This is a genomic window from Nocardioides proteolyticus, assembly GCF_051280635.3.
Taxonomy (GTDB): Bacteria; Actinomycetota; Actinomycetes; order Propionibacteriales; family Nocardioidaceae; genus Nocardioides.
Map to the genome: position 1 here is coordinate 76121 of NZ_JBNBPO030000017.1, position 14443 is coordinate 90563.

At 71.8% G+C, this 14443-nt stretch carries 14 protein-coding genes; 5 read left to right on the forward strand and 9 right to left on the reverse strand.

Going from position 1 to position 14443, the window contains the following annotated elements:
- Positions 1-11: 11 nt before the first annotated feature.
- The 5 genes from rplI to ACPOLA_RS11855 all read right to left on the reverse strand — a co-directional run bounded on the left by rplI (position 12) and on the right by ACPOLA_RS11855 (position 4021).
- Entirely contained in the window at positions 12-458 is a 447-nt protein-coding gene (rplI, locus tag ACPOLA_RS11835; protein WP_435770638.1) for a 50S ribosomal protein L9, read from the reverse strand.
- A gap of 30 nt (positions 459-488) precedes the next feature.
- A complete protein-coding gene (rpsR, locus tag ACPOLA_RS11840) occupies positions 489-725 on the reverse strand; it encodes a 30S ribosomal protein S18 (protein WP_028656466.1) in 237 nt (78 codons plus the stop codon).
- Positions 726-843: 118 nt separating this feature from the next.
- Positions 844-1434 carry a single-stranded DNA-binding protein gene (locus ACPOLA_RS11845; protein WP_435770639.1) on the reverse strand — a complete coding sequence of 197 codons (591 nt, stop codon included), beginning with the start codon at positions 1432-1434 and terminating at the stop codon, positions 844-846.
- A gap of 114 nt (positions 1435-1548) precedes the next feature.
- Entirely contained in the window at positions 1549-1836 is a 288-nt protein-coding gene (rpsF, locus tag ACPOLA_RS11850) for a 30S ribosomal protein S6 (RefSeq protein WP_435770640.1), read from the reverse strand.
- Positions 1837-2032: 196 nt separating this feature from the next.
- Positions 2033-4021: an FHA domain-containing protein gene (locus tag ACPOLA_RS11855; protein WP_435770641.1), complete on the reverse strand. Its 1989-nt coding sequence runs from the start codon at positions 4019-4021 to the stop codon at positions 2033-2035.
- A gap of 129 nt (positions 4022-4150) precedes the next feature.
- Between ACPOLA_RS11855 and ACPOLA_RS11860 the strand changes: the two genes are divergently transcribed.
- Complete coding sequence (locus ACPOLA_RS11860; protein WP_435770642.1) at positions 4151-4951, forward strand: deoxyribonuclease IV; 801 nt, start codon at positions 4151-4153, stop codon at positions 4949-4951.
- A 45-nt stretch (positions 4952-4996) separates the two neighbouring features.
- Here the strand turns inward: ACPOLA_RS11860 and ACPOLA_RS11865 are convergent, their stop codons facing one another.
- Positions 4997-5416, reverse strand: coding sequence for a MarR family winged helix-turn-helix transcriptional regulator (locus ACPOLA_RS11865; protein WP_435770643.1), 420 nt, complete (start codon positions 5414-5416; stop codon positions 4997-4999).
- Positions 5417-5479: 63 nt separating this feature from the next.
- On the opposite strand from ACPOLA_RS11865, the gene ACPOLA_RS11870 reads away from it, so the two are divergent.
- A complete protein-coding gene (locus ACPOLA_RS11870; protein WP_435770644.1) occupies positions 5480-6610 on the forward strand; it encodes a lipid II:glycine glycyltransferase FemX in 1131 nt (376 codons plus the stop codon).
- Between the two features lie 4 nt (positions 6611-6614).
- On the forward strand, positions 6615-7682 hold the full coding sequence (locus ACPOLA_RS11875; RefSeq protein ID WP_435770645.1) for an alanine racemase: 1068 nt from the start codon (positions 6615-6617) through the stop codon (positions 7680-7682).
- On the opposite strand, the gene ACPOLA_RS11880 is transcribed toward ACPOLA_RS11875, so the two are convergent.
- Both ACPOLA_RS11880 and ACPOLA_RS11885 read right to left on the reverse strand, forming a co-directional pair.
- Positions 7640-9073, reverse strand: coding sequence for a glycosyltransferase family 87 protein (locus ACPOLA_RS11880; protein WP_435770646.1), 1434 nt, complete (start codon positions 9071-9073; stop codon positions 7640-7642). The genes ACPOLA_RS11875 and ACPOLA_RS11880 overlap by 43 nt on opposite strands.
- A gap of 3 nt (positions 9074-9076) precedes the next feature.
- A complete protein-coding gene (locus ACPOLA_RS11885; protein WP_435770647.1) occupies positions 9077-11344 on the reverse strand; it encodes a transglycosylase domain-containing protein in 2268 nt (755 codons plus the stop codon).
- Between the two features lie 191 nt (positions 11345-11535).
- Between ACPOLA_RS11885 and ACPOLA_RS11890 the strand changes: the two genes are divergently transcribed.
- Together ACPOLA_RS11890 and ACPOLA_RS11895 are read left to right on the forward strand one after the other, a co-directional pair.
- Positions 11536-12138 (forward strand): PadR family transcriptional regulator, encoded by a 603-nt coding sequence (locus ACPOLA_RS11890; protein WP_435770648.1) that lies wholly within the window; start codon positions 11536-11538, stop codon positions 12136-12138.
- Positions 12139-12205: 67 nt separating this feature from the next.
- Positions 12206-13291 carry an inositol-3-phosphate synthase gene (locus ACPOLA_RS11895; RefSeq protein WP_435770649.1) on the forward strand — a complete coding sequence of 362 codons (1086 nt, stop codon included), beginning with the start codon at positions 12206-12208 and terminating at the stop codon, positions 13289-13291.
- 116 nt (positions 13292-13407) lie between these two features.
- On the opposite strand, the gene ACPOLA_RS11900 is transcribed toward ACPOLA_RS11895, so the two are convergent.
- Positions 13408-14443: endonuclease/exonuclease/phosphatase family protein (locus tag ACPOLA_RS11900; protein WP_435770650.1), on the reverse strand; the 1036-nt coding region annotated here is incomplete at its 5' end.

Genomic DNA, 14443 nt, shown 5'->3' on the forward strand with positions numbered 1-14443 from the left:
GCTCAGCCAGATCAGGCCGGGATCACGTTGAGCGTGACCGCAGCCGACACGTCGTCGTGCAGCTTGACCGAGACGCTGTGGACGCCCAGCGACTTGATCGGGTTGCCGAGGACGATGGTGCGCTTGTCGACCGGCTCGCCGGCGGCCTCGCCGAGCGCCGCGGCGATGTCGGCCGGGGTGACCGAGCCGAACAGGCGGCCGCCCTGGCCGGCCTTCACCTTGACGTCGACCGGGCTGCCCTCGAGCTTGCCCTTGATCTCGACGGCGTGCGCCTCGTCGCGTACGGCGCGCGCGGAGCGGGCCTGCTTGATCGCGTCGGCCTGTGACTGGGCGCCGCGGCTCCAGCGGATCGCGAAGCCGCGCGGGAGGAGGTAGTTGCGGCCGTAGCCGTCCTTGACCTCCACCACGTCACCGGCAGCGCCGAGGTTCTCGACCTCCTGGGTCAGGATGATCTTCATGAGTTCAGGTCTCCTTCTCTACCGACGCGATCAGCGGCCGCTGGAGGTGTAGGGCAGCAGCGCGACCTCGCGGGCGTTCTTCACCGCGATCGCGACGTCCCGCTGGTGCTGGACGCAGTTGCCGGTCACCCGACGGGCGCGGATCTTGCCGCGGTCGGAGATGAACTTCTTCAGCAGCGCGGTGTCCTTGTAGTCGACACCGGTCGCCTTCTCCTTGCAGAACTGGCAAACCTTCTTCTTGGGCTTGCGGACGACTGCCTTCGCCATTGTGGTGCTCCTCCTCAGAGCCCGGCCACGTCAGTCAACGCGGCCGGAATGGTTGGTTGTTGCTCGATGCCGGGGCCGTCGGTGGTCGCGGCGCGACCTCCGGGACTCCCGGCGCTTGTCAGAACGGGGGCTCGTCGCTGGCCGGGACGCCAGGAGCCGCCCACGGGTCGTTGGCCTGGCCACCCTGAGCACCCTGGTCACGGCCGCCCGCGGGCGCCGATCCCTGCGAGGCCCACGGGTCTGCGGCCGCACCGCCACCGGAGGCGCCACCGCCGGAGGCACCGCCACCGCCGTAGCCGCCGCCACCGCCGCCGCCGTAGCCACCACCGCCACCGCCGCCGGAGCGGCTGGCGCGGGTGACCTTGGCGGTCGCCCAGGTGAGCGAGGGGCCGACCTCGTCGACCTGCAGCTCGTTGACCGTGCGCTTCTCGCCCTCGCGGGTCTCGTAGGAGCGCGACACGAGGCGGCCCTGCACGATCACCCGCATCCCCTTCTGGAGGGACTCGGCGACGTTCTCCGCCGCCTGCCGCCACACCGAGCAGCGCAGGAACAGGGTCTCCCCGTCCTTCCACTCGCTGGTCTGGCGGTCGAAGGTGCGCGGGGTCGAGGCCACGGTGAAGTTGGCGACCGCGGCGCCCGACGGGGTGAAGCGCAGCTCCGGGTCGTCGGTCAGGTTGCCGATGACGGTGATGACGGTGTCGCCTGCCATGGGGTTCTCCTCAGTGCCGTTGCGTCGCAGGTGTCAGGTCGGCCCATCGTGGCGCACCACACCGACATCCGGTAGGCGTGTCCACAGGGTCCACAGGGTCCGACCCGGGGATCCTCAGACGGTCGGTCGGATGACCTTGGTCCGCAGGATCGCCTCGTTGAGGCCCAGCTGGCGGTCGAACTCGTCGACGGTCGCCGGCGCAGCGGTCAGCTTGATGATCGCGTAGATGCCTTCGGCGTTCTTCTTGATCTCGTAGGCCAGGCGGCGCTTGCCCCACACGTCGACGTTGTCGACGGTGCCGCCGTCGTTGCGGACGACGTTGAGGTACTTGTCGAGCGACGGCTGGACCGTCCGCTCGTCGAGGCTCGGGTCGAGGATGACCACGACTTCGTAGTTGCGCAAAGCGGTCTCCACCTCCTCTGGACTCAGGCGGCCACGGACTCTCCGTGGCAGGAGGGCTCTGCAGTTCCGCGCGGTTCGGTCCGCGCGGGCGTACGGCGCCTCACAGCACCGGACAGGAGAGGCTAACAGTGGTCGCGGACCGCCACCGAATCGGCGGGCCCGGCCGCAGGAAGCCGGGTCCACCGCTCGGCGCTCCCTACTGGAAGAGGACCGGGTTGTCGACGCCGCTCTCGCCGACGACGAACGCGGCGTTGACGCCGGTGAGGCCCTCGGGGACGTCGATCGGCACGCTCGCACAGACCTCGCCGGAGCCGAGCGTCCACTGCCCGTCCAGCGCCCCGAGCTGGGTGCCCTCGGGGTCGATCAGCACGATCTGGAACGGCGTGCCGTCCGGAAGCCCGGACACGCGGTAGTGCGCGAACAGCTGCACCGGCGGCGTCACCCCGCTGAGCACCTGCGGCGACTCCAGGGTGCTGGGCGTCGAGCAGTCGCCGTTGCCGTCGGTGGACCACCCGCCGGAGGCCGCGGAGGCGTTGCCCTCCTGCATCGGGTTCGGCACGTCCTCGAGGAACGGCGAGACGTACTCCGGGTCGCCGCCCTTCCTCGCGATCTCGAGGATCTCCTTGCCGAGGTTGACCGGGCGCAGCCGGGCGGAGCCGCCGGTGAAGCTGCCGCCCTCGCCGGTGCCCTGGACCGTGGCCTCGGTGACCACCGCGGTGTTGATGCCGATGATCTCGCCGTCGGCGTTGATCGACGCGCCGCCGGAGTTGCCGGAGCCGATCCGGATGTCGCTGTCGATCCAGGCGCGGGTCTCGTGCACCGGCGTCTCCTGGAGGAAGGTCGACACCACGCCGCGGGTCACCGTGAGCGCGCGCCGCTCGAACTCCTCGCTGGTCGCCACGTGGGCGACGCCCGGGTAGCCGAGCGCGGTGATCTCGTCACCGGTGCGCACCTTGTCGCTGTCGCCGATCGGCAGCGGCTCGGGCAGGTCCAGCTCGGCCGCGTCGACCGGGTTGCCCTCCGCGTCGGCGGTGATCTTCATGATCGCGAGGTCGAGCACGCCGTCGGAGACGATCGTCTCCGCCGTGTACGACGGCGCGGCGGGCTTGTCGTCCTCGGCGGAGACCAGCGCGATCCGGTAGGCGGCGGGCTCCTCGCCCGGCGGGTTCTGGCCCGGGGCGTCCGGGTCGGCGACGTGGGCGTTGGTCAGGATCAGCCCGTCCTCGCTGATGATCGAGCCGGAGCCGTTGCCGAGCACCTGGCCGCTCTCGTCGACGGAGAGGATCAGCACGCTGGCCAGCTTGGCGCGGTCGAGCTCCTCGGTGGAGAGGCCGTCGGCGAGCGTGGGGCCGTCGGAGGGCTTGTCGTCGTCGTCGAGCACGACGGCTGCGGTGACCCCGCCGCCGACGAGCACCAGCGCGGCGGCGATGCCGACGACGAGCGCCGCGGTGCGCTTGCGCTTCTTCTTGGCGATGCTCTTCTGCGCCTGTCCCGCCTCGACGATCGGGACCACCTCGACCTCGGCGCCCGCGGTCGGGTGACCGAGCATCAGCGTGGTGGGCTCGCCGAGCTTGCGCTGGACGACCCGGTCTTCCTCGAGGAAGGTGCCGGCGGTGGATCGGTCGACGTACCACCAGCCGTCGGGGCGGCCCTCGACCACGCCGTGCAGCCGGGACACCGACGGGTCGTCGACCACGACCTCGTTGCTTGGGTCGCGGCCGATCCGCACCACGCTGCCCGGCGGGAAGCGCTTGGGGCCGGCGGCCGTCCGGACGAGGACCCCGGGTCCGCTCACATAACCGGGCCCGACCGGTCCTGTGCCGGGCAGGATCGTCTGCGCGAGGCCGGCCGGGATGGCGTTGACGTCGACCTGCGCCGCGGGCCGCTGCTCGGCACCCGCCGGCGTGAGCACCAGCTCCTCGCCGGACGCGGAGCCGAACCGCACGGCGGTCCGTCCGGAGATCCGGACCTCGCTGACCCGCGCACCGTTGAGCCAGGTGCCGCTGCTCGAGCCGGTGTCGACCAGCACCCAGCCCGTCCCGTCAGGGCGGATCTGCGCATGCTGGCGGGACACGGTCGGTCCGGTCAGGGGGATGTCGCAGCCCGGGTCGCGCCCGATCGTGACGACATGGGGCGCTTCGAAGTTCCAGGACCGTCCGGCGGTCTCCACGTGCAGCGGGCTCACGGCCCCGGACGCTAGTGCGCCGAGCGGCCCGCCGGAGCCGGTTTGCCGAAAGTCGCGGGCCGGGTGGGGGCGGGAGGGGGATGGGGCACACGCGGTGGCGGTGTCGCCGCGCGCTCCTACGATGGCGGCATGAGCGAGCTCCGGATCGGTGCCCATGTCGACCAGACCGACCCGATCGGCGAGGCCCAGGCCCGCAACGCGCCGCTGGTGCAGTTCTTCCTCGGCAACCCGCAGTCCTACAAGGGCCCGGTGCTGGCCTACGAGGGCGGTGCGGAGCGGCTCCGCGCCGACGCCGAGGCCGCGGGGATCGACCTCTACGTGCACGCGCCTTACCTGATCAACGTGGCGACCACCAACAACCGGCAGCGGATCCCCAGTCGCAAGCTGCTGCAGCAGCACATGGACGCGGCCGCCGAGATCGGCGCGAAGGGCCTCATCGTCCACGGCGGACACGTCACCGACGACGACGACCCGGCGAAGGGCTTCGACAACTGGCGCAAGGCGGTGGAGTCGACCGACATCAAGGTGCCGCTGCTGATCGAGAACACCGCCGGCGGCACCAACGCGATGACCCGCTACCTCGACCGGATCAAGGGGGTGTGGGACGCCATCGCGTCGGCCGAGGGCGCCGACATGGTGGGCTTCTGCCTGGACACCTGCCACGCCCACGCCGGCGGCAACCCGCTCGAGACGGTGGTGGAGGAGGTCCGGGCGATCACCGGCCGGATCGACCTGGTCCACGCCAACGACAGCCGCGACGAGTTCGACTCCGGCGCCGACCGGCACACCAACTTCGGCAGCGGCCGGATCGACCCCGACCTGCTGGCGCAGGTGGTGCGCGACGCCGGGGCGCCGGTCATCTGCGAGACGCCCGGGCCGGCCACCGCCCACGTCGCCGACTTCGAGTGGCTCCGCGCGCGGATCTCCTGACCCGCGCGCGCGGTCACACCGGCGCGCCCAGCCGTCGCGGCCGGGTCAGAGCGGCTGCCAGCCGAGGTTCTTGGCGACCTGCTCGAGCAGGCGCAGGAGGGTCTCGCGGTCTTCGCCTGACAGACCGTCCCCGATCCGCCCGTCGATCCGGGCGACGGCCTGCTCCTCCACCTGCCGGGCCGTGCCCTCGCCCTGCTCGGTGAGCCGCACCTCGTCGGAGCGCTCCTCCACCAGCCCCTGCTTGCGCAGCGGGCGCAGCAGCTCCTCGACGCTCTGCCCGGGAGCGCAGAAGGGCGCCAGCGTCTCGTCGGCCGACTCCGCCCGCTCGGCGCCGATCGAGAGTCGGCTGACGACCTGCCACTCGTGACGCGACAGGCCCGCCTCCTCGGCGACGGTCTCGAACTCCCCGTCGATCAGCCGGTCGACGGCCTTCACCCAGTAGCTCAGCGGTCGTGGTGCGGTCATGCTGCGGCGGTACCCGACGGCGCCCGGTCCACTCGCGGCCCCGCCGCCCGATAACCTCGGGCCATGCCGAGCGTGCGCCCGATCTCCGCGACCGAGCACCGCGACTACCTCACGACGCTGCCCTCAGCGAGCTTCCTGCAGACCCCGGGCTGGGCGCAGGTGAAGGGTGAGTGGGCCAGCGAGTCGCTCGGCTGGTTCGACGACGACGGGCAGCAGGTGGGCGTGGCCCTCGTGCTGCACCGGCGGCTGCCGCGGATCGGCCGCTCCCTGGCCTACCTCCCGGAGGGTCCGGTGATCGACTGGTCCGTGCCCGACCTGGGCGCGTGGCTGCGGCCGCTGGTCGCGCACCTGAAGGGGGCCGGGGCGTTCGCCGTCCGGATCGGTCCCCCGGTGGTGAGCCGTCGGTGGACGACCGCGCAGATCAAGGAGGGCATCGCCGACCCCGACGTACGGCTACTCGGCCAGGTGCCCCCCGCGGAGCGTTCGCCGCTCGGCGCCCGGGTGGTGGCCCAGCTGCACGACCTCGGCTGGCGGCACCAGGCCGCGGCCGGTGGCTTCGCGGCCGGCCAGCCGCAGTTCGTCTTCCAGGTGCCGCTGCGTCACGCCGACGGCACGCAGCGCACCGAGGACGACGTGCTCAAGGGCATGAACCAGCTCTGGCGGCGCAACATCAAGAAGGCGGCCAAGCAGGGCGTCGAGGTGGTCCGCGGCGGGCGCGACGACCTCGCCGACTTCCACCGGCTCTACGTCCACACCGCGCAGCGCGACGGGTTCACGCCGCGACCGCTCGGCTACTTCCAGACGATGTACGACGCGCTCTCGGCCGAGGCGCCGGAGCGGTTCACCCTGTGGCTGGCCCGGCACGAGGGCGACCTGGTGGCGGCCACCATCGCGATCCGGGTCGGCGAGCACGCCTGGTACTCCTACGGCGCGTCGTCCACCGGGAAGCGTGAGGTCCGCGGCTCCAACGCGGTGCAGTGGGCGATGCTCCAGGACGCGATCGCTGCGAAGGCCGCCGTCTACGACCTCCGCGGGATCACCGAGACGCTCGACGCGGAGGACCCCCATGTCGGGCTGATCCAGTTCAAGGTCGGCACCGGCGGCGAGGCGGTGGAGTACGCCGGGGAGTGGGACCTGCCGGTCAACCGGGCGCTCTACAAGGCGTTCCAGCTCTACCTCCGGCGGAGGGGCTGAGCCCGTGAGCCTCACTCTCGCCGTCGACGGGCCACGCTGGCGCCGCCACCTCGAGGAGGTCGCCGCGGCGCACCCGGGGATCGTGCCGGTCGCCAAGGGCAACGGCTACGGCTTCACGCTGGGCCGGCTCGCCCGCAAGGCGCAGTGGCTCGCCGATCGTGGACACGACGTCCGGACCCTCGCCGTCGGCACCTACGACGAGCTGCCGGAGGTGGCCACCCGGTGGCACGGCGACCTGCTGGTGCTGACGCCGTGGCGGCCGTGGGTCCCGCTCCCCGACCCGGCGCTCGCCCGGCGGCTGGTCCACACGGTGAGCCGGGTCGCCGATCTCCGCGACCTGCTCAGCGTCGACCCCTCCGCGCGCCTGGTGCTGGAGCGGATGACGTCGATGCGGCGCCACGGGATGGCCGCACGCGAGCTGTGGGAGGCCGGCGAGCTGCTCCGCAAGCACCCCGGCGCCCGCGTGGAGGGGCTGGCGCTGCACCTGCCGCTGGGCCAGGGCGCGCACCTCGGCGAGGTGAGCCGACTGATCACCGACGCGGTCGGCGCCGACGCCGGCCTGCACACCGTCTGGACCAGCCACCTCACCGACGGTGAGCTCGCCGCTCTTCGCGGGGACTATCCCGACTTCGCCTTCCGCCCCCGGATCGGCACCGGCCTCTGGCTCGGCGACCGGGGCGCGCTGCGGGTGACCGCGACCGTGCTCGACGTGCACCCGGTCGAGCGCGGCGACGCGTTCGGCTACCGCGGGCGCACCGCGCCGAAGTCCGGCCACGTGCTGGTGGTCAGCGGCGGCACCGCCCACGGCATCGGTCTCGAGGCACCCACCGGGGAGCAGACGATCAAGGCCCGGGCGGCGACCCTCGCCCGCGGCGGCCTGGACGCGGTCGGGTTCGTCCGGTCGCCGTACTCCATCGACGGCAAGCAGCGGCTCTTCGCCGAGCCGCCGCACATGCAGGCGTCGATGCTCTTCCTGCCCCACGGGTCGCGCGTGCCGGAGGTCGGCGAGGAGGTCGACGTGCGGGTGCGCTACACCGCGACGACGTTCGACCGGGTGGTCGTCTCCGCGTAGGCCCGCTCCCACTCGAGGGCCACCGGGTCCCGCTCGGGCCGGTACATGTCGCGCACGATCACCGCCGCCAGGTAGAGCTCGCCGGCGACCCGCACCGCGATCCCGACCCAGTAGAACCCGGCGTCGCCGCCGCCGGCGGGCGCCAGGTAGCCGCCGAGGTACCACCACACCGTGCAGAAGTAGAAGACCTCGCTGGCCTGCCACACGATCTGGTCGCGCCAGCGGGGGCGGGCGAGCACCGCCAGCGGCAGCAGCCACAGGACGTACTGCGGCGAGTAGACCTTGTTGACCAGCAGGAAGCCGACCACGATCAGGAAGCCCAGCTGCGCCAGACGGGGTACGGCGCCGCCCGCGCGCCGGCCCGCGGTGAGCCCGAGCACCAGGACCCCCAGGCACCAGGCGCCGAAGAGGATCCACGACCAGGTGTTGATCGTCTCGGCGCGGAAGCCCACGTCGGCGGCCTGGTCGACCAGCATCCAGACCGAGCCCAGGTCGGCGGTCCGCTCGGCGTTGAAGGTCCAGAACACCTTCCACTGCTCCGGACCGGTCAGGTAGGCGGGCGCGTTGGCGAGGGTCCACGCGACGACCGCCGAGCTGGTCGCCAGCACGAACCTGGCGATCTCCCGGCGGCGCAGGCAGATGATCAGCAGGCCGCCGAGGAGGAAGAGCGGGTAGAGCTTCGCGGCGGTGCCGAGCCCGATCAGCACGCCGGTCAGTCCGGGGCGCCCCCGGGACCAGGCCCACAGCGCCCCGGCCACCAGCGCGACCGCCATCAGGTCCCAGTTGATCAGCCCGGTCAGCAGCAGCGTCGGCGACAGGGCGAACGCGGCGGCGTCCCACGGCCGGCCCGGATGGGCCCGCGACAGCAACCACGTCGCGAGCAGGGCCAGCCCCGCGAAGCCGACGGCGTTGACCAGCACGAAGATCGTCTGCTCGTCGGCCACCTCCTCGTCGGCGTGCAGGTCGTCGACCGGCCGGTCACCGCGCGCCTCCAGGTCGGGCGACCCGTTGAGCCAGTGCGTCACCCACGACGCGCCCCACGCCCAGTAGGAGATGCCGACGGGGTACTCCATCACCTCGTAGCGGTCCCGCGTCTGCTCGTCGTCGCTGTAGGGCCACGCGTGCTCGGCCAGTCCCCGCGGCACGTACAGCGGCCGCAGGTCGGTGTAGCACATGTGGGAGTAGACCCAGTTCTGGTCCTTGCCGTCGACCAGCGAGCAGGGCGCCTTCTGCACCAGCCCGAGGGCGAAGGTCACCGCGGTCAGCAGCAGCAGCACCCGGACCGGCGTCCACCAGCGGTGCGGCCGCGCCCGGTCTCCCATCGGGCCGCCGACGACCTCGCTCAACCCGGCGACGACCGGGTCGTCCCGGGTCGGGTGGACGTGCGTCATCCCTCAGGCGGCGGTACGACGGGGCCGGCGGCCCTGGCCGCCGCCACCACCACCGCCACCGCGACGACTCTCCTCGGTCGTCGGGCTGGAGGAGCTCGGCGGATCCAGGGGACCACGGGTCGTGGTCGGCTCCGGCTCCGGCTCCTTGGTGCTCGGCTCCTCCGACGGCTCGGGCTCCGGCGCCTCGGACGTCTTCTTCGGCTCCGGCTTCTTCGTCGGCTTCGGCTTCTTGGTCGGCTCGGGCGGCGGCGGGGGAGCGGGCTCGTGGCTCGACTCCGGCGCGTCCCCGTCGACCCACGCCGGCGGCGGGAACTCCTCGACGGGCTCGCCGTCGAGCGCCTGCTGCATGACCGTGGTCCACGTGCGAGCCGGGTAGGAGCCGCCGAAGTACTCCGGCAGCCAGTCCTTGAGCTGCTCGTTGCCCTTGCCGCGGACGTACATCACGGCGGTGGCGAGCTGCGGGGTGTAGCCGGCGAACCACGCCGACGACACCTCGCCCTTGCCGTTGGTGGCGGTGCCGGTCTTGCCGGCCGCCGGCCGGCCCAGCGCCAGGGCGGCAGTACCGGAGCCGGCGCGCACCACCTGCTGGAGCGCGTAGGAGACGTCGTCGGCGATCTCCTCCTTGACGGCCCGGCGGTCGGTCACCTTGTGGTCGTAGCGGACGATCCCGTCGCGGTCGACGACCTTCTCGATGATGTACGCCTCGGCGGCGACGCCCCGGTTGGCGATCGTGGCGTAGCCGTTGGCCATGTTGATCGGGCTCACCGTCTGCGAGCCGAGCGAGACGCCGGTGTTGGGCTCGAGGCCCGGGCTCGAGCTGGGGATGCCGTAGGGGTCCGCCGTCGGCTCCCGCGGCGGGATCCCCATGTCGTTGGCGGTCTCGATGATCGCCTCGGGGCCGCCGGGCAGGTCCTCGGTCAGGTTGATGAAGGCGGTGTTGATGGAGTTCTGGGTCGCGTTGAGGAGGCTGACCCGGCCGTAGGACCGGTTGCCCTGGTTCTCGAAGTCGGCGTTGCCGACCAGGTAGGGCGAGTTGCCGTCGAAGGTGTCCTTGAGCGAGTAGCCCGCCTCGAGGCCGGCCGCCACCGCGAACGGCTTGAACGTCGACCCGGCCTGGCCGCCCTCGACGGCCCAGTTGATCTGCGACTGCAGGTAGTCCTGGCCGGCGTAGATGCCGCGGACCGCGCCGGTGCCCGGCTCCACGGAGGCGACGGCCACGTGCAGGTTCTTGCCGAAGCCCTCCGGCCGCTCCTCCATCACGCCCTCGCGGGCGGCGTCCATCGCCTTCTGGGTGAACGTGGTGGTGACCTGCAGGCCCCCGCCGTCGATCTCCTCCTCGCTGAACCCGAGCCGGAGCAGCTCCTTCTTGACCATCTGCAGCACGTGGCCGCGCTGGCCGCCGTACTGCTCGACCTGCTTGATCTTCGGGAACTTCGGCAGCTGCTGCGCCGCCTCCTCGGCCTCGGCCTCGGTCGCGGTGCCCATCTTCACCATCCCGTCGAGGACGTAGCGGTAGCGGCCGAGCAGCCGGTCCCTCGCCTCCTCGCCGTTGGCCGGGTCGAGGGAGTAGGGGTTGTTGAGCACCGCGGCGAGGGTGGCCGACTGGCGCAGGTTGAGGTCCTTGGCGTCGCGTCCGAAGTAGGCCCGCGCCGCCGCCTGGATGCCGTAGGCGCTCCGGCCGAAGTAGACGGTGTTGAGGTAGCCCTCGAGGATGTCGCGCTTGCTGAGCCGGTTCTCGATCTTGAGCGAGAGCAGGGCCTCCTTGGCCTTGCGCGACCAGGTGCGGTCCTGGGTGAGGTAGAGGATCTTCACGTACTGCTGGGTGATCGTCGACGCGCCCTGCGTCGAGCCGCCGCTGGCGTTGCTGAACGCGGCGCGCACGATGCCCTTGGGGTCGATGCCCTCGTCGGTCCAGAACGAGCGGTTCTCGGCCGCGACCACCGCGTCCTTCACCAGCTGGGGCATCTCCTCGTAGGAGATGGACTCCCGCTTCTGCACGGCGAACTGGCCGATCTCCTTCTTGCCACCGGCGTAGTAGACGTCGGTGATCTCGGTCAGGAACTCGTCGTTGGGGTCGGGGATGTCGACCATCCGGTAGGCGACGTAGATGCCGCCGACGCCGAGCAGCCCGAGCACGACGCAGCTGACCAGGCTCCACAGCCCGAGCCGCTTGAGCTTCTGCTTCCTCGTGCGGGGAGGGCGGTTCGCCTTCTTCTTCGGGGTCGTCCGCTTCGCCGCCGAAGCGGCGGACTTGCGCTTGCCTGAAGCCACTCGGGGTTGCCTGTCCTCGTCACGGGGGTGAACTTGCCGCGACCCAGAGTACGGCGACGCGGGCGACACCCCGATTTCCCGGCCTCCGCCCAGCGGGTCCGCGCTCCCGCCGGCGTACCGTCGCAACCCGATGGAAAGCCGCGATCCATCGGATGTTCACGTCTCGCGGATATATCGCTACGATAGATCGCATGGCACGGCGTGGAGACACCATCGAGCTCGCGGTCCTCGGACTGCTGCACGAGGGACCCATGCACGGCTACGAGCTGCGCAAGCGGCTGAACCTGATGCTCGGGTGGGGGCGGCTGCTCTCCTACGGCTCCCTCTACCCGGCGCTGAAGAAGATGCTCCGCGGCAACCTCATCGAGGAGGCCACTGCGCCGGCAGGCAACCAGTCCCGCCGGCAGCGGATCGTCTACCAGGTGACCGACAAGGGCACCGCCGAGTTCCAGCGCCTGATGTCGGAGGTCGGTCCTGCCGCGTGGGAGGACGACAACTTCGACATCCGGTTCCGGTTCTTCTCCTCCACCGACATGGAGATCCGGCTGCGCGTCCTCGAGGGACGCCGGTCGCGGCTGCAGGAGCGGCTGGACCGGGTGCAGCGCGAGCTGGCGATGACCCAGCGCGAGGTCGACCGCTACGCCGCCGAGCTGCAGAGGCACGGCGTGGAGTCGGTCGAGCGAGAGGTCCGGTGGCTCTCCGACCTCATCAACGCCGAGCGGGGCGCGCAGGAGCGCGCGCCGCACGCCGAGGGCACCGGCGGCAGCGAAGCCGTGGGTCAGGCAACCCCGTAGGACGAGGCATCCCCTCACAACACGCAAGCCGGAAGACCCCGGCAGGAATTCAAGGAAGGACTCCCCAATGGGTTCGGTTCGAGTAGCGATCGTCGGCGTCGGGAACTGCGCCACGTCCCTCATCCAGGGCGTGCACTACTACCGCGACGCTGACCCGTCCGGCACCGTGCCGGGCCTGATGCACGTCACCTTCGGCGACTACCACGTGCGCGACGTCGAGTTCGTCGCCGCGTTCGACGTCGACGACAAGAAGGTCGGCAAGGACCTCTCCGAGGCGATCAACGCCTCCGAGAACAACACCATCAAGATCTGCGACGTGCCGACGCTCGGGGTCGAGGTCCAGCGCGGCCCGACGCTCGACGGCCTCGGGAAGTACTACCGCCAGACCATCGAGGAGTCCGCGGCCGAGCCGGTCGACGTCGTACAGGCCCTCACCGACGCGCGGGTCGACGTGCTCGTGTCCTACCTCCCGGTGGGCTCGGAGGAGGCCGACAAGTTCTACGCCCAGTGCGCCGTCGACGCCGGCGTGGCGTTCGTCAACGCGCTGCCCGTCTTCATCGCCTCCGACCCGGAGTGGGCCAAGAAGTTCGAGGACGCCGGTGTCCCGATCATCGGCGACGACATCAAGTCGCAGGTCGGCGCCACCATCACCCACCGCGTGATGGCGAAGCTGTTCGAGGACCGCGGCGTCGCCCTCGACCGCACCTACCAGCTCAACGTCGGCGGCAACATGGACTTCAAGAACATGCTCGAGCGCGAGCGGCTGGAGTCCAAGAAGGTGTCCAAGACCCAGGCGGTCACCTCGAACCTGACCGGCTCGCTGGCCGGGCTGGTCGACGACAAGAACGTGCACATCGGCCCGTCCGACTACGTCGCCTGGCTCGACGACCGCAAGTGGGCCTACGTCCGGCTCGAGGGTCGCGCCTTCGGCGACGTACCGCTCAACCTGGAGTACAAGCTCGAGGTGTGGGACTCGCCGAACTCGGCCGGCATCATCATCGACGCGATCCGGGCGGCCAAGATCGCCAAGGACCGCGGCCAGGGCGGCCCGATCATCTCGGCGTCCTCCTACCTGATGAAGAGCCCGCCGGTGCAGCTGCCCGACGAGGAGGGTCGCGCTCGCGTCGAGGCCTTCATCCGCGGCGAGGAGTAGTCGGCGGCGGGCGTTCGTCCGCATCGAGACCGGAGGGGGTCGGTTCCATGAGGAACCGGCCCCTTCGGCCTTTCCGGATCAGCCCGGATCAGCCCGGATCAGCGCGGTCAGCCCGGTCAGCCGCCGACGTCGATGCAGCCGATCTCCTCGCGCAGCTCCAGCCGGGTCCACACCGCCCGGTGGTCGGAGACGGCCGAGTAGAGGACGGCGGACTGGACGGGGGTGAACCACCCGTCGTGGAGCACGAAGTCGATCCGGTGTCGGGGCCGGCGCGCCGGGGCGGTGTGACCGGGACCCTCGCCGACCGCCCACGCGTCGCCGAGTCCGATCGAGCGCAGGGTGCGCAGGGTGTCGGACCCGGACGTCGCGTTCAGGTCGCCGCCGAGGATCGTCGGCCGGCCGTCCTTGCGGATCTGCGCGACCGCGGCCCGCGCCTGCGCCTTGCGGGCGGCGCTCGAGCGATGGTCGAAGTGGGTCGAGTACACGCTGATCTCGACCCCGTCCACGTCGAGCACCGCGTGCAGCAGGCCGCGCTGCTCCTTGCCCCCGGCCCGCGGGAGCAGGATGTTCTGCCAGTCCTTGACCTCGTGGCGGGTCAGGATCGCGTTGCCGATCGGGCCGCCGTCCGGTCGGCGGTGGTTGGGGCCGTAGACCCAGCTCAGGTCGGTCAGGCCGCCGAGCACCTGGGCCTGCCGGGCGAAGCCGCTCCGGCGGCGGTGGTCGTCGACCTCCTGGAGCAGCACCACGTCGGCGTTCCAGGCGCGGATCTCCCGCGCCACCCGGTCGAGCTCCACCCGCCGGCCGTGCGTCAGGCCGCCGTGGATGTTGAACGCGAGCACGGTGATCGGGTGCTGCACCTCGAGGTCCGGGCACAGCGACGCCGGCACCGTGGGGTCCTCGGGTGCCAGCGTCGGGTCGACCGTGGGCTGGGCGGTGCTCGGCGGCGGGGGCGGCACCTCGGTCACCGTGGGCTGCGCGTCGGGTCCGGGCCGGGACCTGGGCGGCTCCTTGGCGTCCTGGAGGGCGAGGACGATCCCCACGACCAGGAGCACCACGACCGCCGCCGCGACGGTCGCGACCTGCGCCGCGGGTCCGGCCCCCGGCACCGCCCGCGGCCGCGCCGGCCGGTCGCCGGCCAGGTCGTCAGCCGGG

Coding starts and splice junctions, on each gene's coding strand:
- ACPOLA_RS11895 (WP_435770649.1), top strand. CDS start 12,206: ATGGGTTCGGTTCGAGTAGCGATCGTCGGCGTCGGGAACTGCGCCACG.
- ACPOLA_RS11890 (WP_435770648.1), top strand. CDS start 11,536: ATGGCACGGCGTGGAGACACCATCGAGCTCGCGGTCCTCGGACTGCTG.
- ACPOLA_RS11845 (WP_435770639.1), bottom strand. CDS start 1,434: ATGGCAGGCGACACCGTCATCACCGTCATCGGCAACCTGACCGACGAC.
- ACPOLA_RS11860 (WP_435770642.1), top strand. CDS start 4,151: ATGAGCGAGCTCCGGATCGGTGCCCATGTCGACCAGACCGACCCGATC.
- ACPOLA_RS11865 (WP_435770643.1), bottom strand. CDS start 5,416: ATGACCGCACCACGACCGCTGAGCTACTGGGTGAAGGCCGTCGACCGG.
- rplI (WP_435770638.1), bottom strand. CDS start 458: ATGAAGATCATCCTGACCCAGGAGGTCGAGAACCTCGGCGCTGCCGGT.
- ACPOLA_RS11880 (WP_435770646.1), bottom strand. CDS start 9,073: ATGACGCACGTCCACCCGACCCGGGACGACCCGGTCGTCGCCGGGTTG.
- ACPOLA_RS11870 (WP_435770644.1), top strand. CDS start 5,480: ATGCCGAGCGTGCGCCCGATCTCCGCGACCGAGCACCGCGACTACCTC.
- rpsR (WP_028656466.1), bottom strand. CDS start 725: ATGGCGAAGGCAGTCGTCCGCAAGCCCAAGAAGAAGGTTTGCCAGTTC.